This window comes from Bradyrhizobium sp. U87765 SZCCT0048 (genome assembly GCF_018131225.1).
Classification (GTDB): domain Bacteria; phylum Pseudomonadota; class Alphaproteobacteria; order Rhizobiales; family Xanthobacteraceae; genus Bradyrhizobium_A.
The window spans coordinates 981,741-1,000,309 of sequence record NZ_JAFCMM010000002.1 but is presented as its reverse complement, the minus strand read 5'-3'; the positions used below and the strand labels follow the sequence as shown (position 1 = coordinate 1,000,309).

The following is an 18,569-nucleotide window of genomic DNA, read 5'->3' as shown; positions in this document are numbered from 1 at the left end:
CGTCAGCAAGTCAGTCACCGTCCAGAGATGCCAGCGCCCGCGCGACTTCTGTCCGGATCAGATGCTGGCGATAGGCCGCGGGCGCGTAATTGTCCGCGAGACACTCGGCTTGCCCGCTCGCGATGTCCGCGGCCGTTGTGATCGTCGCCTCCGACAGTGGCTTGCCGATCAGCTGCGCCGCGGCGTCGACGGCGACAAAGGCGTGGCCGGTCGCGCCGGTGATCGCGATCGTGGCCTCCGCGACCGCGCCGTCCACGGGCCGCAGCACGACTGCGACGCCGACCACGGCATAACCGCTCGCCGGATGGCGGATCTTGCGGTAGCGGAAGCGCGTGCCGGGCTGCGGCCGGTCGAACTCGACCGCGAGCAGGATCTCGTCGGGCGCGAGCGCCGTGGTCATGATGTCGACGAAGAAATTGCGGGCGGCGACCCGGCTCGGTCCGTTGGGCCCGACGACGTCGAGCGTCGCGCCGAGCGCGAGCACCACCGCCGGCCAGTCGGCGGCCGGGTCGGCGTTCGCCAGCGCGCCGCCGATGGTGCCGCGGTTGCGGACCTGCGGATCGGCGATCAGGTTCGCGGCCTGGCGGAAGATCGGCGCGGCTTCGTGCAGGGCATCGCTTGCCAGCAGCTCCGCATGGGTCGTCAGCGCGCCGATCCGGATGCGGTCTCCGAGTGAGATGCCTTTCAGTTCGGGGAGGTTGCGAATGTCGATCAGCCGCTCGGGTGAGGCAAGCCGCAGCTTCAGCGCCGGAATGAGGCTGTGGCCGCCGGCGACCAGCTTGTTGCTGTCGGGATCGTCCTGCAGCAGGCCGATGGCATGAGACAGCGACGTGGCGCGGATGTAGTCGAAGGCTGCGGGGATCATGACGGGGCTCCGGTACGGGCGGCCTGGATCGCCGCCCAGATCCGCGGCGGCGTCATTGGCATGTCGAGATGGGTGATGCCGAACGGCGCCAGCGCGTCGAGCACGGCATGGACGATGGTCGGCGGCGCGGCGATGGCGCCGCTTTCGCCGATGCCCTTGACGCCGATCGGATTGGTTGGCGACGGCGTTTCCTGGAACGAGGCGCGGATGTTGGGCATGTGCTCGGCGCGCGGCACGGCGTAGTCGAGCAGTGAACCGGTCATCAACTGGCCGTTGTCGGGATCGTAGGTCACGCCCTCATAGAGCGCCTGACCGATGCCTTGCACCACGCCGCCATGGATCTGGCCGGCGGCCAGCAGCGGATTGATCAGGACGCCGACATCATCGACGGCGACATAGTCGATGATATCGACGATGCCGGTGTCGGGATCGACGTCGACATAGGCGAGGTGCACGCCGGACGGCGCGCCCATGCCGACGGGATCGTAGAATACCGTCTCGTCGAGGCCGGGCTCGAGTCCGGCCGGCAGGCGATGGCCGACATAGGCCATGCGCGCGACGCTGGCGAAGGTCACCGGCGCGATATCGGTGCCGGGCACGCTGAACCGTCCCTGCTCATAAGCGACGTCCTTCTCGTCGACCTCCAGCAAGGCGGCGGCGATCTTCGTCGCCTTGACGAGGACACGGTGAGACGAGACATGCACGCCCGAGCCGCCGACCGCCATCGAGCGCGAGTTGAAGGTGCCATGCCCGGCCTGGACCAGCCGAGTATCGCCCTGCACCACGTCGATGTATTCGATGGGGATCTGCAGCACATCGGCGGCGATCTGGGCCAATGAGGTGGCATGGCCGTGGCCCTGGCTCATCGAACCCGAATAGATCACCGCGCGGCCGCTGGAATCAATGCTGACCCGCGCGCTTTCCCAGCCGCCGCGGTCGAAGCCGCTCGTGGCGAGGCGACGCGACGGCGCCATGCCGCACATATGAGTGTAGGCGGCGACGCCAATGCCGCGGTAGCGCCCCTGGCCGCGCAAGTCGTCCCGCTCCTTGCGCCGCGCATCATAGTCGAATGCCGCGAGCGCCTTGCGAACGCAGCCCTCGTAGTTGCCGCTGTCGAGGATCACGCCCGTGCTGCTATACGGGCGATAGGGAAAGTCCGAGGGCTGGATGAAGTTCTTGCGCCGCACCTCGACCTGGTCGAGGCCAAGATGCCGGGCCACCGCATCGATGGTGCGTTCGGCGATGTAGGCGCCTTCCGGCCGGCCGTAGCCGCGATAGGCGTCGACGGGCACCGTGTTGGTGACGATGACCTTGGAGATCGCCTCATAGTTGGCGATCCGGTACGAGCCGGTACCGTAGCTGATGGTGTTCACCGTCGGGCCGCCGCTCGCCATGTTGGAGAGGTAGGCGCCGACATTGCCCAGCGTCTCCACCCGCATGCCGAGAATGGTGCCATCGTTGCGGATCGCGGCCTCGATGGTCTCGATATGGGCGCGGCCGTGGCTTGTGGATTGATGGCTTTCGGAGCGGCTTTCCCACCATTTCACCGGGGCGCCGAGCTCGCGCGCCAGATAGGTGCACAGCAGTTCTTCCGGATAGAGATGCATCTTGGCACCGAAGCCGCCGCCGATGTCGGGCGCGACCACGCGCAGCAGGTGCTCGGAGATGCCGACCGTCTCGGCGATCCAGCGGCGGTGCATGTGGGGCACCTGGCTCGGGATGTAGACGGTCATGACGCCGTCGGCGCCGGGGTCGGCGATGATGGCGCGGGTCTCCATGCAGGTCGGGATCAGGCGGTTGTTGACGACGCGCAGCTTGATGACCTGATCGGCGTCCTGCACCGCCTTTTGGAAGTCGCCGCCCTTGATCCTGAACAGCGTGGTGATATTGCCCGGCACATTGTCGTGCAACTGCGGCGCCCCCTGCCTGATCGCAGCATCCTCGTCGACCACGGACGGCAGCGCCTCGTAGTCCACGTCGATCAGGCCGACAGCGTCGCAGGCCTCCGCGAGCGTCTCCGCCACGACGAGCGCGACGCATTCGCCGACGAAGCGCACGCGATCTGTGGCGACGACCGGGCGGTGCGGCACCTTGGTGCCGGGCAGGACCCAGTTCGGGACGATGGCGCCGAGCTTGCCGGCGAGGTCGGCGCCCGCGAGCGCGAGGCGCACGCCTGGCGCGGCGCGCGCCGCATCGAGGTCGACATGCTTGATATACGCATGGGCGTGCGGCGAGCGCAGGATCGCCAGATGCAGCATGCCCGGCAGCTTGATGTCGTCGACGTAACGGCCCTTGCCGGTGATCAGCTTGAGATCTTCGCGCCGCCGCAGCGGCTGGCCGATGTAGCGGGGCGCTGCGTCAGTCATGGTGAGCCTCCGCGGCGAGGGTTTCGACGGCGCGCACGATGTTGTGATAGCCGGTGCAGCGACAGATGTTGCCGGCGAGGCCGTGGCGAATCTCGTGCTCGTCCGGCGCGGGACACGTCGCGAGCAGCTGGCGTACGCTCATGATCATTCCCGGCGTGCAGAAGCCGCACTGCAGGGCGTGCTGCTCCTGGAACGCAGCCTGGATCGGGTGCAGCCCGCCGTTCTTCGGCGCGAGCCCTTCGATGGTGGTGACGGAGGCGCCATCGGCCATCACCGCGAGCACGGTGCAGGACTTCACCGCCTGCCCGTCGATGTCGACCGTGCAGGCGCCGCACTGCGAGGTGTCGCAGCCGACATGGGTGCCGGTGAGGCCGAAATCGTCACGGATCAGGTGCACCAGCAGCTTGCGGGCTTCGACCGTTGCCGATCTGCGGGTGCCGTTGATGGTGATCGACACGGTGTGATGCCGGTCGTCGCTCTGGCTCATGTGGATCTCCATGCGCGCCATTGTTGCCGGGCCCTATGGGGGGGGGGCGGCAAGGGCTGGACATTTTGTAACTCTGATAATAAGAGTGAATGAGATGCAGGCCGGATGCAAGCGTTTTGATGCAAGTGTTTTGATGCGGGTGGTCCGGTGGCCGGAGGAGGAGTAATGGACGACATGGAGCGCCAGCGAGCCGCCTTGTTCGCGCCGACGGCGCAGCGGCGACACGTCGTCGACTGGCAGGCGCCGCAACCGGTGGCGCAATTGGCGGCGAAGCTGTCAGGGCTCGAGGCGATGCGCGGGATCCGCGATGGCTTGCTGCCGCCGCCGCCGATCGCTCGGCTGATGGGCTTCATGATGAATGTCGCCGAGCCCGGCCTGATCGGCATGGCGATCGAGCCACACGAGAGTCTGGAGAACACGATCGGTTTGCTGCATGGTGGGGTTGCGGCAACACTGCTCGACACCGTCATGGGCTGTGCGATCTCGACCATGTTGCCGGCGGGGCAGGGCGCGGTGACCCTCGATCTCAAGCTGACCTACCTGCGGCCGCTGTCGGCGCGCTCGGGCTTGATCTCGGCGGAGGGCAAGGTCATCAAGCTCGGGCGGCAGACCAGCTATGCCGAGGGCTTCGTTCGTGACGGCGCCGAACAACTGGCAGTGCACGCGACGGCGACATTCGCGATGATCGGGACGGCGGGCAAGCCGGCCTGAGCGAGGAGAGGCGGATCAACGATGCGTTCGAAGAGTTTCGACGGAATGGCGTGCTCGATCGCCGGGGCGCTGGAGACGATCGGCGATCGCTGGGCGATCCTGATCCTGCGCGACCTGTCGCTCGGCCTTAGCCGCTATGAGGATCTGCGGCGGTCGACCGATGTCACCCACGCGACCCTGTCGGATCGTCTCAAGCATCTCGAAGCGAACGAGCTGATCGAACGGCGCCTGTACCAGACCAATCCGGAGCGCCATGAATATCTGCTGACCCGCAAGGGCTGGGACACGGTGCTGCTGACCCAGGCGCTGATCCAGATCGGCGACAAGTGGAAGGTGACCGGAGAGGACGGCCCGCCGATGAGGTTCGTCAACCGCAAGACCGGCCGGCCGGTGAAGCTGAAGCTGGTCGATGCCGCGACCGACGAGCCGGTCAGGATCGCCGATGTCGCGCCGCAGGCCGGCCCGGGCGCCGACGATCGCATTCGCTGGCGACTGACGTTTCCGCAGACATGACCGTGCGAAGCTAGCCGGCGTCGGAGACGCCGGCTTCGGCGAAGGTTGCCATGCCGCCATGGCACACGACCGCTGCACGAAGCAGCAGTGCGGCGGTGGCCGCGCCCGAGGCCTCGCCGAGCCGCATGCCGAGATCGAGCAGCGGGTCGAGATGGAGATCGGCCAGCAATTGCCGGTGGCCGGATTCGGCCGAGACATGCCCCGCCCGGCAGTGGGTCAGCAGGTCGGGATTGAGTTTCGCGAATGGCAGGACGGCGGCCGTGCTGACGAAACCGTCGAGCAGCACCGGAATGCGCTGCGCCCGCGCCGCCAGCACCGCGCCGGCCATGGCGGCGAGCTCGAAGCCTCCCAGGGCGGCGGCGACCGCCAGTGGATCGGCGAGCCGTGCCTGATGCTGCGCGAGACCCGCGTCGATCGCGGCGCGCTTGCGGGCCAGCCCCTCATCGTCGACGCCGGTGCCGCGGCCGACCCAGCGTGCCGCGCCGCCGCCGAGCAAGGCCGTACACAGCGCCGCCGCGGTGGTGGTGTTGGCGATGCCCATCTCGCCGATGATCAGCAGGTCGCAGGCGAGGGGCACCGAAGCCCAGCCGGCGTTGACCGCGGCGAGGAAGTCGGCCTCGCCCATGGCCGGCGTCTTGGTGAAGTCCGACGTCGGCCGGTCGAGGGTGAGCGGCGTGACATGCAGATCGGCACCCAGCAGCTTCGCGAGCTGGTTGATGGCGGCGCCGCCGGCGGCGAAGTTCGCCACCATCTGATGGGTCACTTCCTGCGGGAAGGCCGATACCCGCTGGGCGGCGATGCCGTGATTGCCGGCGAACACCGCGACCTTGATGCGGTCGAGGCGCGGAACGGCCCGGCCCTGCCAGGTGGCGAGCCAGACGGCGAGCTCTTCCAGCCGGCCGAGGCTGCCCGGCGGCTTGGTCAGCATGTCCTGCCGCGCGGCGGCAGCTTCGGCCGCCTGGGCGTTGCCGTGCGAAGGGTCGCGGCAGAAAGCGCGGATCTCGTCGAGCGTCTCGAAGGGCATGAAAAACCTGTCGGGCGGGACTGCGAACCCTCGATCCCACCGCAGACAGGGGCTGTCAATGGCGGAAAACGGAAGCAATTTTGGCAGGGCGCGTGTATGCAGCAGGGCGATGCCGTCCGATTGTTGCTGCCGTGCCCATGCATGACTGGTTCGACGATTTCCGCCTTGCCGTGACCTTCCTGACGCGGGTGCCGCTGGCGCCGCCGCCGGGCCCCGTCGACGTGCCGCGGGCGATGCGCCTGTTTCCGCTGGTGGCGGCTGTCATTGGCCTCGCCGCAGCGCTGTTCGACCTCGCGCTGCTGCGGCTCGGCCTGCCACCTCTCGCCGCAGCAGCGCTGACACTGGGCGCCAGCGCGTGGCTCACCGGCGCGCTGCACGAGGATGGTCTTGGCGACGTCGCTGATGGTTTCGGCGGCGGACGCGACATCGCCGCCAAGCTCGCGATCATGAAGGACAGCCGGCTCGGCAGCTACGGAATGCTGGCGTTGATCACGAGTTTTGCTGCCAGGCTCGCGGCGCTGGCTGCGCTGCCGCTGCACGCGGTTGTGCCGGCGCTGGTGGTGGCCCATGCGCTGGCGCGCAGCCCGCTGCCGGCGCTCGCGCTGCTGCTGCCGCCGGCGCGCAGCGACGGCCTGGCCGCGAGCGCGGGCCGTCCCGATCAGGCGACCGTGCTCATCGCGCTCGCGATCGGCCTGCTGATCGCGGTGATCTGCCTGCCGCTCGGCACGGCGCTGCTCGCCATGATCATGACCGTCGCCGGGGCGACCGCTGTGGGCTGGCTGGCGCGGCGCCAGATCGGTGGTTACACCGGCGACGTGCTCGGCGCCGCGGAGCAGGTCGTCGAGGTGCTGGTGCTGCTGTTGCTGTCGGTGCGGCTGGCATGACGGCGGGGATGACCCGGCTCTGGCTCATCCGGCATGCGCCGGTCGATGGCCCGCGCGGCGTGATCCATGGCCCCGATGCGCCGGCAGACGTGTCGGACGCGGAGGCCTTCGCCGCGTTGCGACGCCAGTTGCCGCCGGCGGCGGTCAGTGTCTGCAGCCCGGCGCGGCGCACACGCGAGACCGCGGCAGGCCTCGGCCTTGCGCCACAGATCGTGTCGTCCTTTCGCGAGCAGGATTTCGGCGCCTGGACCGGCCGCCGCCATGACGATCTTGCCGCCGAGACGGGCGACGCCTATCGCGCGTTCTGGGATGCGTCGGCGCACAACCGGCCGCCGGGCGGCGAGAGCTTCGTCGATCAGATCGCGCGGGTCGCCGAGGGCATTGCCGCGCTGCCGGATGGCGACGTGGTGCTCGTCGTGCATTCGGGAACCGTGCGGGCGGCGCTTGCGGTCGCGCTCGATCTCGCGCCGGAGCATGCGCTGCGCTTTGTCATCGATCCGCTGTCGTTGACGCGGATCGACCGAATTCAGCCGGGCTGGCGCGTGGTCGCGGTCAACCGGCTGACACTCGGCCGCGGTTGACCCCGGACGGCGCCACGGATACCGTGCCGGCCGATGGTTCCTTCCCCCGAGGAAGGTGAAAAGGGAAGCCGGTGCGAGTTCGTCTCAACGCCGGCGCTGCCCCCGCAACTGTAAGCGACGAGCCTGTGCCGAGGCCACTGGGATGCTCCCGGGAAGGCGGCGATCAGGCGGTGACTCGCGAGCCAGGAGACCTGCCGTCGGGACTTGTGCTTTGGAGGCGTCGGGGCGGGGTGCACCGGACGGGAGCGTTGTTCGATGGCCCAAGGCCATCGCGCGATCCGACAAAGCTCGCGGCTGTTGATGCCATGCCTTGAGAGCTTGTGATGGATCAATCCGAAACGCCGACCGATGCGGCCGTCGCCGTCGGGCCCGGGACGGGCGCGATCGTGCGCGACGACGTCGTCGTCAGCGTCTGTACCACCTGTCGCGCCGGCGATGCGACGTCGACGGTGGGGCCGACGCTGCTCGGCGCTCTGCGCGAGGCGTTCGCGGCCGATGGCGAGCCGGCGCGCGTGCGCGCGGTGCAGTGCCTCAGCGTCTGCAAGCGTCCGGTCACGGTCGCGGTGTCCGGCCCGGACCGCTATACCTTCCTGTTCGGCGATCTCGACCTCGAGCGCGGCGTGCCGGCGCTGGCGAGCTTCGTGTCTGCCTACCGCACGGCGAATTACGGCCTTGTGCCATGGCGCGCGCGGGCGGAGGTGCTGCGCAAGGGCACGGTCGCACGAATCCCGCCGGCGATCTGGTCGCCCGAGGACGGCGAGCCGCCGAAATGACCGCGCCGCGCACCACGCTCGTGCTCGGCGGCGCGCGCTCGGGAAAGTCGTCTTTCGCCGAAGCGCTGGTGACTGCGAGCGGGCTGACGCGCGTCTACATCGCGACGGCGGCCGCCGGCGACGACGAGATGCGCGCGCGTATTGCCCATCATCGCGACCGGCGCGGCGCAGGCTGGACGACGCGGGAGGTCGAACTCGATCTCGTCGACACCCTGGCGCGCGACGGCACCGCGAACACCGCCGTGCTCGTCGATTGCCTGACGCTGTGGCTGTCCAACCTGATGCATGCCGGCCACGATGCCGCGCGGGAGGGCGCGCGTCTCGCCGACTGGCTGCGCGGCGCGCCGGGGCCTGTGGTGCTGGTGTCCAACGAAGTCGGCCTCGGCCTCGTGCCGGAAACGCCGCTCGGCCGCGCCTTCCGCGATGCGCAGGGTCGCCTCAACCAGACCATCGCCGCCGCTGTGTCCGATGTCGCCTTTGTCGCGGCCGGCCTGCCGCTGTGGCTCAAGTCATCCGCCCGTTCCACCGTCTGATCCGGAGTCCGCATGTCCCGTGTTCCTGTCACCGTCCTCACCGGCTTCCTCGGCGCCGGCAAGACCACCCTGCTGCGCTCGCTGCTAACCCAGGCCGGCGGCCGCCGCATCGCCGTCATCGTCAACGAGTTCGGCGATGCCGGCTTCGATGGCGGCCTGGTCGAGGAATGCGCCGCCAAGGCGTGCGCGCCCGGCGACATCGTCGAGCTGACCAATGGTTGCATCTGCTGCACTGTCGCCGACGACTTCATTCCGACCATGGACAAGCTGCTGTCGCGCGAGCGCCCACTCGACGCCATCGTCATCGAGACCTCAGGCCTTGCGCTGCCGCAGCCGCTGCTGAAGGCGTTCGCCTGGCCGGATGTACGCACCCGCGCGACCGTCGATGGCGTGGTCACGGTGGTGGATGCGCTGGCGCTGTCCGAAGGTCGCGTCTCGCTCGACGAGGACGCGCTCGACGCACAGCGCGCCGCCGATCCGTCGCTCGATCATGACGATCCGATCGAGGAGGTGTTCGAGGACCAGCTCGCCTGCGCCGATCTCGTCGTGCTGTCGAAGTCCGATCTCGTCGCGCCGCAGGCACTGGCGGAGATGGAGAGCCGTCTCGCCGCCGCGGTGCGCTCCGGCGTGCGGCTGGTGCGCTCCGAAGGCAATCTGCCGGCCGATGTGCTGATCGGTCTGCAAGCCACCGCCGAGGACGATCTCGCCGCCCGTGCCGGTCATCATGGCGAGGAGGAGGAGCACGACCACGACGACTTCGAGAGCATCGTGGTGACGCCATCGGTCGTGCCGAACCTCGATGGCGTGCGCGACCGCGTGGCGCAGGCGCTCGCGCTCGACGGCGTGCTGCGGGTCAAGGGCCATGTCCGCATCGACGGCAAGCCGGCGCCGGTGGTGGTGCAGGCGGTCGGCAGCCGGGTCGAACTGGCGTTCGGCCGGCCTGACGTCGCGCAGGCCGAGCATCTCGTGGTCATCGGCCTGAAGGGTTTTGATGGCGACGCAGCGCGCCGCGCGCTGGCAGGCTAGGACTTTCAACCCTCATCCTGAGGAGCCCGCTCGGCGGGCGTCTCGAAGGATGAGGCCGGTACGTTGCAGATTGTTGGCCTCATGGTTCGAGACGCGCGGCTTTGCCGCGCTCCTCTCCATGAGGAGATAGGCTGCGCCAGAATTCATGAGTCTGTGACACGAGATGCACCTCAAGCTCGACACCGGTGGTTGCATCGACGACGGCGACGTCGCCCGCGATCTCGGGCAGCCGACGGCTGACATCGTCGTGCTGTCGGCAGCGGACAGCGAGCTCGCGGCGTTCGGCGCCGCGGCCGCGCGGCTGGGGGCAGGCTGTCCATCCCTGACGCTGACCAATCTGCTGGCGCTCAGCCATCCCGCCTCGGTCGATGCCTATGTCGAGCGTACGTTGCGCGCGGCGAAGATCGTCGTGCTGCGCATGCTCGGCGGCGAGAGCTACTGGCCGCATGGCGTCGAAAGCCTGCGCACCGACGCGCTGCGCCGCGGCGCGCTGTTCGCCTGCATTCCCGGCGAGCTGACCTGGAACGCGGCGCTGGCCGCGCGCGGCACCGCCGATCTCGCGGCGACCGAGCGGCTGTGGCGCTATTGCAGCGAGGGCGGGCCGGAAAACCTCGAACTCGCGCTGCGTTTCGCCGCTCATCTCATCGGCCGCGGTGAAGCACCGCCGCCGCCGCGTCCGATGCCGGCGGCGGGGTTCTGGCCGACCGAGCCCGCGCCCGGCGAGCGGCCGCGCGCCGCCATGATCTTCTACCGTGCGCTCGCCGCTGCCGGCGACACGGCGCCGCTCGCCGAGCTTGCCGACGCGCTGCGCGCACGCGGCCTCGATCCGGTCGGGCTTTACGTGACCAGTCTGAAGGACGAGCGCTCGGGCGCGTTCCTGCGCGCGGCGCTCGCCGCGCACCCGCCCGACATCATAATCAATGCGACCGCGTTCGCCACGGCGACGGCCGCGGACGATGACGGCGTGCTGGCGGCGTTCGATTGCCCGGTGCTGCAAGTCGCGCTCGCCGGCTCGTCGCGTGCGGGGTGGGAAGCCTCGTCGCGCGGGCTGTCGCCGCGCGATCTCGCGATGCATGTGGTGTTGCCCGAAGTCGATGGCCGCATCTTTGCTCATGCCATCGCCTTCAAGGAAAAGGCCGAGGGGGCCGATGGCGCGTTCACGCCGACGACGCTGCGCGCCGTTCCCGATCGCATCGCCGCGACGGCGGAGCTGGCGGCACGGTGGGTGACGCTGCGCCGTACGGCGCCGGCGGATCGCCGCATTGCGCTCGTGCTCGCGAATTACCCCAACCGCGACGGCCGGCTCGCCAACGGCGTCGGGCTCGATACGCCAGAGAGCCTGATCGTGGTGCTGCAGGCGCTGCGCCAGGCCGGATACGATGCCGGCGCGACGCCGGACGATCATGCGGCGATGATGCATCTGCTGCAGGCTGGTCCGACCAACGACCTGACGGACCGTGCGATGCGCAGCGGCGGTGTGCGCTGGCCGCTCGCCGACTATGCCCGGGCATTCGCCGCACTGCCGGCGGCGATCCGGCAGGCGGTCACCGCGCGCTGGGGAGATCCGGCACAGGATCCGCATCTCGCCGGCGATGCCTTCCATCTCGGCCTGCATCGCTTCGGCCATGTCGTGATCGGCATCCAGCCGGCGCGCGGCTACAACATCGATCCCAAGAGCACGTATCACGACCCGGATCTCGCGCCGCCGCATCACTACCTCGCCTTCTACCTGTGGCTGCGCATGGTGTTCGGTGCCCATGCCGTCGTCCATCTCGGCAAGCATGGCAACCTCGAATGGCTCCCGGGCAAGAGTGCCGGGCTGTCCGCCGATTGCACGCCCGATGCGGTGCTCGGGCCGCTGCCGCACCTCTATCCGTTCATCGTCAACGATCCCGGCGAGGGTATCCAGGCCAAGCGGCGCACGGCCGCCGTGATCGTCGATCACCTGACGCCGCCGATGACCCGTGCCGAACTGCACGACGATCTCGCGCGGATGGAAAGCCTTGTCGACGAGTATGCGCTCGCCGCCGATCTCGATCCCCGCCGCGCCGGGGCGATTGCCGACGACATCCTGTCGTTGGCGCGCGCGCAGCGTCTCGACGCCGACGTCGGCGTCGACAGGGATACCCCGACCGTCGATGCGCTGCGCGCCATCGATGCGCATCTCTGCGATCTCAAGGAAATGCAGATCCGCGACGGCCTGCATGTGTTCGGCCGCTCGCCGCAGAGCCGGCAGAACGACGACCTGCTGGTCGCCATCGCGCGGCTGCCGCGCTCGGAGATCCGCCCCGAGGATGCTTCGTTGCATCGCGCGCTGGCCCGCGATCTCGGGCTTGGCGATTTCGATCCACTGACGCGCGATCTCGCCGCGCACTATGATGGTCCGCGGCCGGATATGCTCGCCCGTCAGAGCGGCGCGGCCTGGCGGACCACGGGAGATACCGTGGAGCGGATCGAGCTGCTCGCGAGCGCGCTGGTCCGCGGTGACATCCAGCCCGCGCCGGAGTGGCGGGATGCCGCTGCCGTTCTCGGCTGGATCGCCGCGCGGCTGCGGCCGACCATCGCCGGCTGTGGCGCGGCGGAAATCGCCGCGCTGCTGCGCGGTCTCGACGGCCGCTTCGTGCCGCCCGGACCGTCAGGCGCGCCGACGCGCGGACGGCCGGACGTGCTGCCGACGGGGCGCAACTTCTTCGCCGTCGACGTCCGCGCGGTGCCGAGCCCGTCGGCGTGGCGCATCGGCCGGCTCGCCGCCGAGCGGCTGGTCGAGTACTACTGGCAGCAGTCCGGCGAATGGCCGCGCACCATCGCGCTGTCGGCGTGGGGCACCGCCAACATGCGCACCGGTGGCGACGATGTGGCGCAGGCGCTCGCCCTGATCGGCGCCCGCCCGGTGTGGGACGAGGCATCGGGCCGTGTCACCGGCTTCGCCATCGTGCCGCTCGCGGAGCTGAAGCGGCCGCGGGTCGACGTCACGTTTCGTGTCTCGGGCCTGTTTCGTGACGCCTTCCCGACCCAGATGGATCTGCTCGACAGCGCGGTACGCGCCATTGCCGTGCTCGACGAGCCCGATGACGCCAATCCGATCGCGGCGCATGTCCGCGCGCGTGCGCGGGTTCTGGTCACCGAAGGCATGCCCGCGGAGGCGGCGCAACGGCAGGCCAGCTACCGCGTGTTAGGCGCCAAGCCCGGCGCCTATGGTGCGGGATTGCAGGCACTGATCGACGAGGGCGGCTGGAACGGACGCGACGACATTGCCGACGTCTATCTGTCGTGGGGCGCGTTCGCCTATGGCAGCGGCAGCGAGGGCGCCGCCGTCCGCGACGATTTTGCCGCGCAGCTCGGCCGGGTGGATCTGGTGGCGCAGGCGCAGGACAACCGCGAGCACGACATTCTCGATTCCGACGACTACTACCAGTTCATGGGCGGTCTCGCCGCCACCGTGCAGACCCTGCGCGGCGCGGCGCCGCGCATCGCCCATGTCGATACATCGCGTCCCGAGGCACCATTGCCGCGGCCGCTGTCGCAGGAGATCTCGCGGGTGGTGCGCGGCCGCGCCGCCAACCCGAAATGGATCGACGGCGTGATGCGCCACGGCTACAAGGGAGCATTCGAGATCGCGGCGACAGTGGACTATCTGTTCGGCTTCGCCGCCTCGACCGACGCGGTATCGGGCCATCATTTCGACCAGCTGTTCGCCGCCTATCTGGAGGATGCGCGGGTGCGCAGCTTCATGGCGCAGGCCAACCCCGCGGCGCTGCGCGAGACGGCGCTGCGGTTCGCCGAAGCGCTGCGCCGTGGCTTGTGGACGCCGCGCTCCAACAGCGCCGCCAACCTGATCGCCGAGCTTTTGACCTTGCAGGAGACACGCCCGTGACCGAGCCCCTCGATGAAACCGCCGTCAACGCCCGCCACGCCGAGAAGATGCGCAAGCACAAGGCGGCGCGCGACAAGATCATGGCGAGCAAGAGTGGCGACAAGGGCCTGCTGATCGTCCACACCGGCACCGGCAAGGGCAAGACGTCGGCGGCGCTCGGCATGGTGTTCCGCCACATCGGCCATGGCTGGCCGGTCGCGGTGGTGCAGTTCGTCAAGTCGCCGAGCTGGGACACCGGCGAGGCCAAGCTGCTGGCGACATTCCCCGAACTCGTCACGCTGCACATCATGGGTGAAGGCTTCACCTGGGAGACCCAGGACCGCGCCCGCGACATTGCCGCCGCAACCGCGGCATGGCAGCGCGCCAAGGAACTGATCCTCTCGGACGACAACCGTCTCGTGCTGCTCGACGAGCTCAACATCGTGCTGCGCTACGAGTATCTGCCGATCGACGAGGTCGTTGCGTTCCTGCGCGACGAAAAGCCGGCGGACAAGCATGTCATCGTCACCGGCCGCAACGCCCATCCGGCGCTGATCGAGCTTGCCGACCTCGTCACCGAGATGACGCTGGTCAAGCACCCGTTCCGCCAGGGCATCAAGGCGCAGAAGGGCATCGAGTTCTGATGGCACGCCGCACGCCCGCACTGATGATCCAGGCGACCGGCTCCAACGCCGGCAAGTCGACCCTGGTCGCCGGGCTGGCGCGGCTACTGGTGCGGCGCGGCTTCAGTGTCGCGCCGTTCAAGCCCCAGAACATGTCCAACAATGCGGCGATCGCGGTCGATGGCGGCGAGATCGGCCGCGCCCAGGCGGTGCAGGCGCGCGCAGCGCGGCAGCCGCCCAGCGTGCACATGAATCCGGTGCTGCTGAAGCCGGAGACCGACACGGGCGCGCAGGTCATCGTGCGCGGCCGGCGCACCGGCACGCTGCGGGCGCAGCACTATCTCGACCGCAAGGCGGCGCTGCTGCCGGCTGTGCTCGAGAGCTTCGAACAGCTTGCCGCCGAGGCCGATATCGTGCTGGTCGAGGGCGCCGGCAGCCCGGCGGAGATCAACCTGCGTGCCGGTGACATCGCCAACATGGGTTTCGCCGCTGCTGCCGACGTGCCCGTGGTGCTGGCCGGCGACATCGACCGTGGCGGCGTCATCGCCAGTCTGGTCGGCACCCATGCGGTGCTGGAGTCGGACGAGCGGGCGCGCATCGCCGGCTTCCTGATCAACAAGTTTCGCGGCGACGCCGGCCTGTTCGATGCCGGCCTTGCCGAGATCACGCGCCGCACCGGCTGGCCATCGCTCGGCGTCGTGCCCTGGCTGCCGCAGGCCGCGTTCCTGCCGGCCGAGGATGCGCTCGATCTCGACCGCGCGAGTGCGGCATCGGCAGAGCTGGTTGTCGCCGTGCCGATGCTGTCGCGCATTGCCAACTTCGACGATCTCGATCCGCTCGGCATGGAAGCGGGAGTGCGCCTTGTCTTCGTCCGCCCGGGCACGCCGATCCCGGCGGAGGCGCATGTCGTGATCCTTCCCGGCACCAAGTCGACGCTCGGCGACCTCGCCTTCCTGCGCGCGCAGGGCTGGGACATCGATATTCTCGCCCATGTCCGGCGCGGCGGCCATGTGTTGGGCCTGTGCGGCGGCTATCAACTGCTCGGCACGACCATTGCCGATCCCGACGGCGTCGATGGTCCGGCGGGCACGGTGGCGGGGCTCGGCCTGCTCGATGTCACCACAGTGATGAGCGGCGACAAGACGACGGTGTTGTCGGAGGGCACGCACTGCGCCAGCGGTGCGCCGATCGAAGGCTACGAGATCCATCTCGGCCGCACGGAAGGCGGAGATTGTGCCCGGCCGTTCCTGCGGCTTGCCGAGCGGCCGGATGGTGCGGTCTCGGCGGACGGGCGGGTGCAGGGCACTTATCTGCACGGTCTGTTCGCGGGCGATGCGTTCCGCCGGGCGTGGCTCGCGCAATTCGGCGTTGCCGCGTCGCTGGCCTATGAGGCGACGGTCGAGCGGGCGCTCGATGCGCTGGCCGACCATCTCGGCGCGCATCTCGATGTCGATTGCATGCTGGCGATCGCGCGCAGCCGCTGAGGTCAGCTCACGGCAACCACGAGCAGCATGCCATAGATCATCGCCTGCAGCGCGCAGACACCAGCCATCACGCGCAGCGCGCGGCGGATGTCGGTGGCGGTTGCATCTTTGCGGCCGTCGGCATTGAGAAAGGCATCGTCGACGCTGTAGGTCGCGTAGCGGCGGGGCCCAGCGAGGGCGAGGCCGAGTGCGCCGGCCATCGCCGCCTCCGGCCAGCCGGCGTTGGGCGAGCGGTGCTCGCCGGCGTCGCGCATCATGACGCGGAATGCGTGGCCGGCCGCGCCATGCGCGAGCGGCGCTGCGAGCGCGACCAGCGCACCGGCGAACCGTGCCGGGATCAGGTTGACGAGGTCGTCGAGCCGCGCGGCCGCCCAGCCGAACGCCTCGTGGCGAGCGGTACGGTGGCCGATCATGGAATCGGCAGTGTTGATCGCCTTGTAGGCGATGAGGCCGGGCAGGCCGAGCAACGCGAGCCAGAACACCGGCGCCACCACGCCGTCCGAAAAATTCTCGGCGCAGGATTCGATCGCGGCGCGGCACACGCCGCTGTCGTCGAGCCATGCGGGATCGCGGCCGACGATCATCGAGACGGCCCGGCGCGCGTCGGCGAGGCCGCCGGTCGCAAAAGCATCGGCAACCCCGGCGACATGGTCGTAGAGGCTGCGCTGCGCGATGAAGATCGCGGCGACCAGCGCGACGAGCAACTGGCCGCCGGGCAGCGCCCGCAGGGCGATGTCGATGAGATATCCGACGAGCAGCGCGGTGGCGACCAGCACGGTCGTGGCCAGGACGCCGGCGAGGCGGCGCATCGCCGGTGATTGCGCCTCGCGGTTGACCCCGTGATCGAGTGCGTCAATGGCGCGGCCGATCAGCACGATCGGATGTGGCAGGCGTCGCCACAGCCAGTCGGGATCGCCGATCACGGCATCCAGTGCCAGCGCGGCAACGACGACGACAAGGTGGCCCGACCATGTCGCCATGTCAGGGACTGACCCGCTCGAACTCCGTGACGAGACGATCGAGGGCATTGGCCAGCATCGGTCCACCGCATACGGTGAGGCGCTCCGGCAGCACGATGCGCCTGTCGGGCGGGTAGAGATCCCTGAGCGCCGGGTGCAGCAGGAAGGCGCGGCCCTGATCCTCGGCGAAATCGTCGCCCTCGGACACGATGATGAAGTCGGGCCGCGCCGCAACGATCGTCTCCAGCGAGGCGAAGCCGCCGCTCGGCTTGAGATGGACATCGCCCGCGGCGTTGGTAACGCCGATGGTCGCCAGCAGCGAGCTGGTCAGGGTGTCGCCGCCGGACACCCAGCCACGGCGGGACACGCTGAGAACGCGCAGCGGTTTGCGCGCCACCGCCGCGCGCGCCCGTGCCACTGCGGCATCGATGCGTGCGATCTGCACCGCGGCGCGATCGGGGTGGCCGACCGTTTCGCCCATGCGCCGGATCTGCTGCTTGGTTTCGTCGATGGAGCGGACAGCGTCGAACTCCACCACCTTGAGGCCTTGCCGCTTCAGCAACTCGCGGGTGGCGCGCTTGGTGTAGCGGCCGGCGACCACGAGATCGGGCTTGAGTTCCAGGACGTCCTCGGCCTCGCCGGACAGCAGCGGAAAGCGAGCAGCGTCGGCGGCCATCCAGGATCGCGCCTTGTCGCGCGCATAGGGGCTGAGGCCGAGGATCTGGTCGGGATCGGCCAGAATCATCAGCAACTGGTCGGTGCACATATTGATGGAGGCGATGTGCGGGCCGCTTGCGGTGGCGGTGGTCACCGTTGTGGTCGCGATGGCGAGAGCGGCGATGCCGCCACGAATTCGCTCGCGCAGCCGGCGCGATGGTGGCATGAAGCGGCCATGAAGCATGGCGGCGATCTCGGCGAGGCGATGGCGCGATACGGCGGCGACGCCGCGGCGTGGCTCGATCTCTCGACCGGCATCAATCCGCATGCCTGGCCGATGTCTGCCGCGCTCGCCGGCGATGTCTGGCGGCGTCTGCCGTCGCGCGGGGACGGGGCTGCGCTGCTCGCGGCAGCGCGCGCCGCCTATGGCGTGCCCGCGGCCGTCGACATCGTCGCCGCTCCCGGCACGCAGGCGCTGATCCAGTGGCTGCCGCATCTCGCGGCCGGCGGCGCAGTCGCCGTGATCGGCCATACCTACAACGAGCATGCGCCGGCCTGGCGCCGCGCCGGGCACGAGGTCGTCGCCGTGGACGATCTCGCCACGGCTGCCGCGCATGCGCGCCACATCGTGATCGTCAACCCGAACAACCCGGATGGCCGCGTCGTCGGCCATGACGTGCTGCGGCAGGCAGCGGGCCACGTGCAACGCAATGGCGGCTGGCTGGTCGTCGACGAAGCCTTTGTCGATGTCGATCCCGGCCTCACCGCCGCCGCGCTGTGCGACGAGCTGCCGGTTGTGATCCTGCGCTCGTTCGGAAAGTTCTATGGCCTCGCCGGCCTGCGGCTGGGCTTCGCCATTGCCGCGCCGCCGATCGCGGCAGTCCTCGCCGAGGCGCTCGGACCCTGGTGCTGCTCCGGTCCCGCCCTCGCGATCGGCGCCGCGGCACTGGCCGATCACGGCTGGGCCGCGCAGATGCGCGAGCAACTGACGGTCATGGCCAACGCCCTCGATCGCGCGCTGGTTCAGTCCGGTTTCGCCATCGTCGGCGGTACGACGCTGTTCCGGCTGGCGCGGCATCGCGATGCCGCTGCCATCCATGATCGCCTTGCCCGTCATCACATCTGGTGCCGCCGGTTCGACGAGGCGCCGGATCTGCTGCGCTTCGGTCTGCCGCCCGACGGCGCGGCGCGTGAGCGCCTGATCGCCGCATTGCGGTCCGGCTGAGCGCG

At 69.5% G+C, this 18,569-nt stretch carries 17 protein-coding genes and 1 riboswitch; of the genes, 11 read left to right on the top strand and 6 right to left on the bottom strand.

Features of this window, described 5'->3' with window-relative positions; translation table 11 throughout:
- Window positions 1-10: 10 nt before the first annotated feature.
- The 3 genes from JQ639_RS17690 to JQ639_RS17680 are packed head-to-tail and all read right to left on the bottom strand — an operon-like array spanning window position 11 to window position 3,718.
- Window positions 11-865, bottom strand: a complete 855-nt coding sequence (locus JQ639_RS17690; RefSeq protein WP_211967409.1) for an FAD binding domain-containing protein — start codon at window positions 863-865, stop codon at window positions 11-13.
- Window positions 862-3,231, bottom strand: a complete 2,370-nt coding sequence (locus tag JQ639_RS17685) for a xanthine dehydrogenase family protein molybdopterin-binding subunit (RefSeq protein ID WP_211967408.1) — start codon at window positions 3,229-3,231, stop codon at window positions 862-864. Before JQ639_RS17685 ends, JQ639_RS17690 begins: the two co-directional genes overlap by 4 nt.
- A complete protein-coding gene (locus JQ639_RS17680; RefSeq protein ID WP_211967407.1) occupies window positions 3,224-3,718 on the bottom strand; it encodes a (2Fe-2S)-binding protein in 495 nt (164 codons plus the stop codon). The genes JQ639_RS17685 and JQ639_RS17680 overlap by 8 nt, the downstream gene beginning before the upstream one ends.
- Before the next feature lie 174 nt (window positions 3,719-3,892).
- Between JQ639_RS17680 and JQ639_RS17675 the strand changes: the two genes are divergently transcribed.
- Entirely contained in the window at window positions 3,893-4,429 is a 537-nt protein-coding gene (locus tag JQ639_RS17675) for a PaaI family thioesterase (RefSeq protein ID WP_371745151.1), read from the top strand.
- Between the two features lie 21 nt (window positions 4,430-4,450).
- A complete protein-coding gene (locus JQ639_RS17670; protein ID WP_211967405.1) occupies window positions 4,451-4,942 on the top strand; it encodes a winged helix-turn-helix transcriptional regulator in 492 nt (163 codons plus the stop codon).
- Between the two features lie 10 nt (window positions 4,943-4,952).
- Here the strand turns inward: JQ639_RS17670 and cobT are convergent, their stop codons facing one another.
- Entirely contained in the window at window positions 4,953-5,966 is a 1,014-nt protein-coding gene (gene cobT, locus JQ639_RS17665; RefSeq protein ID WP_211967404.1) for a nicotinate-nucleotide--dimethylbenzimidazole phosphoribosyltransferase, read from the bottom strand.
- Window positions 5,967-6,103: 137 nt separating this feature from the next.
- Here cobT and cobS point away from each other — a divergent pair, with 137 nt between their 5' ends.
- From cobS to JQ639_RS17625, 8 genes are all read left to right on the top strand, one after another.
- On the top strand, window positions 6,104-6,850 hold the full coding sequence (gene cobS, locus JQ639_RS17660; RefSeq protein ID WP_211967932.1) for an adenosylcobinamide-GDP ribazoletransferase: 747 nt from the start codon (window positions 6,104-6,106) through the stop codon (window positions 6,848-6,850).
- Between the two features lie 8 nt (window positions 6,851-6,858).
- Complete coding sequence (locus JQ639_RS17655; protein WP_249123282.1) at window positions 6,859-7,431, top strand: histidine phosphatase family protein; 573 nt, start codon at window positions 6,859-6,861, stop codon at window positions 7,429-7,431.
- Window positions 7,432-7,448: 17 nt separating this feature from the next.
- Window positions 7,449-7,644: riboswitch (cobalamin riboswitch) on the top strand.
- A 110-nt stretch (window positions 7,645-7,754) separates the two neighbouring features.
- Entirely contained in the window at window positions 7,755-8,204 is a 450-nt protein-coding gene (locus JQ639_RS17650) for a DUF1636 family protein (RefSeq protein ID WP_211967402.1), read from the top strand.
- The gene (gene cobU / locus JQ639_RS17645) at window positions 8,201-8,737 is read left to right on the top strand and encodes a bifunctional adenosylcobinamide kinase/adenosylcobinamide-phosphate guanylyltransferase (protein WP_211967401.1); all 537 of its coding nucleotides are present in this window, start codon (window positions 8,201-8,203) and stop codon (window positions 8,735-8,737) included. Before JQ639_RS17650 ends, cobU begins: the two co-directional genes overlap by 4 nt.
- 12 nt (window positions 8,738-8,749) lie before the next feature.
- Entirely contained in the window at window positions 8,750-9,763 is a 1,014-nt protein-coding gene (gene cobW / locus JQ639_RS17640; protein ID WP_211967400.1) for a cobalamin biosynthesis protein CobW, read from the top strand.
- A gap of 163 nt (window positions 9,764-9,926) precedes the next feature.
- Window positions 9,927-13,637 carry a cobaltochelatase subunit CobN gene (cobN, locus tag JQ639_RS17635; RefSeq protein WP_211967399.1) on the top strand — a complete coding sequence of 1,237 codons (3,711 nt, stop codon included), beginning with the start codon at window positions 9,927-9,929 and terminating at the stop codon, window positions 13,635-13,637.
- Window positions 13,634-14,260 (top strand): cob(I)yrinic acid a,c-diamide adenosyltransferase, encoded by a 627-nt coding sequence (cobO, locus tag JQ639_RS17630; protein ID WP_211967398.1) that lies wholly within the window; start codon window positions 13,634-13,636, stop codon window positions 14,258-14,260. Before cobN ends, cobO begins: the two co-directional genes overlap by 4 nt.
- On the top strand, window positions 14,260-15,723 hold the full coding sequence (locus JQ639_RS17625; RefSeq protein WP_211967397.1) for a cobyric acid synthase: 1,464 nt from the start codon (window positions 14,260-14,262) through the stop codon (window positions 15,721-15,723). Before cobO ends, JQ639_RS17625 begins: the two co-directional genes overlap by 1 nt.
- Before the next feature lie 2 nt (window positions 15,724-15,725).
- On the opposite strand, the gene cbiB is transcribed toward JQ639_RS17625, so the two are convergent.
- Together cbiB and JQ639_RS17615 are read right to left on the bottom strand one after the other, a co-directional pair.
- Complete coding sequence (gene cbiB / locus JQ639_RS17620) at window positions 15,726-16,703, bottom strand: adenosylcobinamide-phosphate synthase CbiB (protein ID WP_211967396.1); 978 nt, start codon at window positions 16,701-16,703, stop codon at window positions 15,726-15,728.
- A 1-nt stretch (window position 16,704) separates the two neighbouring features.
- Window positions 16,705-17,583, bottom strand: coding sequence for an ABC transporter substrate-binding protein (locus JQ639_RS17615; protein WP_249123281.1), 879 nt, complete (start codon window positions 17,581-17,583; stop codon window positions 16,705-16,707).
- Between JQ639_RS17615 and cobD the strand changes: the two genes are divergently transcribed.
- Window positions 17,575-18,564 carry a threonine-phosphate decarboxylase CobD gene (gene cobD / locus JQ639_RS17610; RefSeq protein WP_211967395.1) on the top strand — a complete coding sequence of 330 codons (990 nt, stop codon included), beginning with the start codon at window positions 17,575-17,577 and terminating at the stop codon, window positions 18,562-18,564. The two genes, JQ639_RS17615 and cobD, sit on opposite strands and share 9 nt — an antisense overlap.
- Window positions 18,565-18,569: the final 5 nt, after the last annotated feature.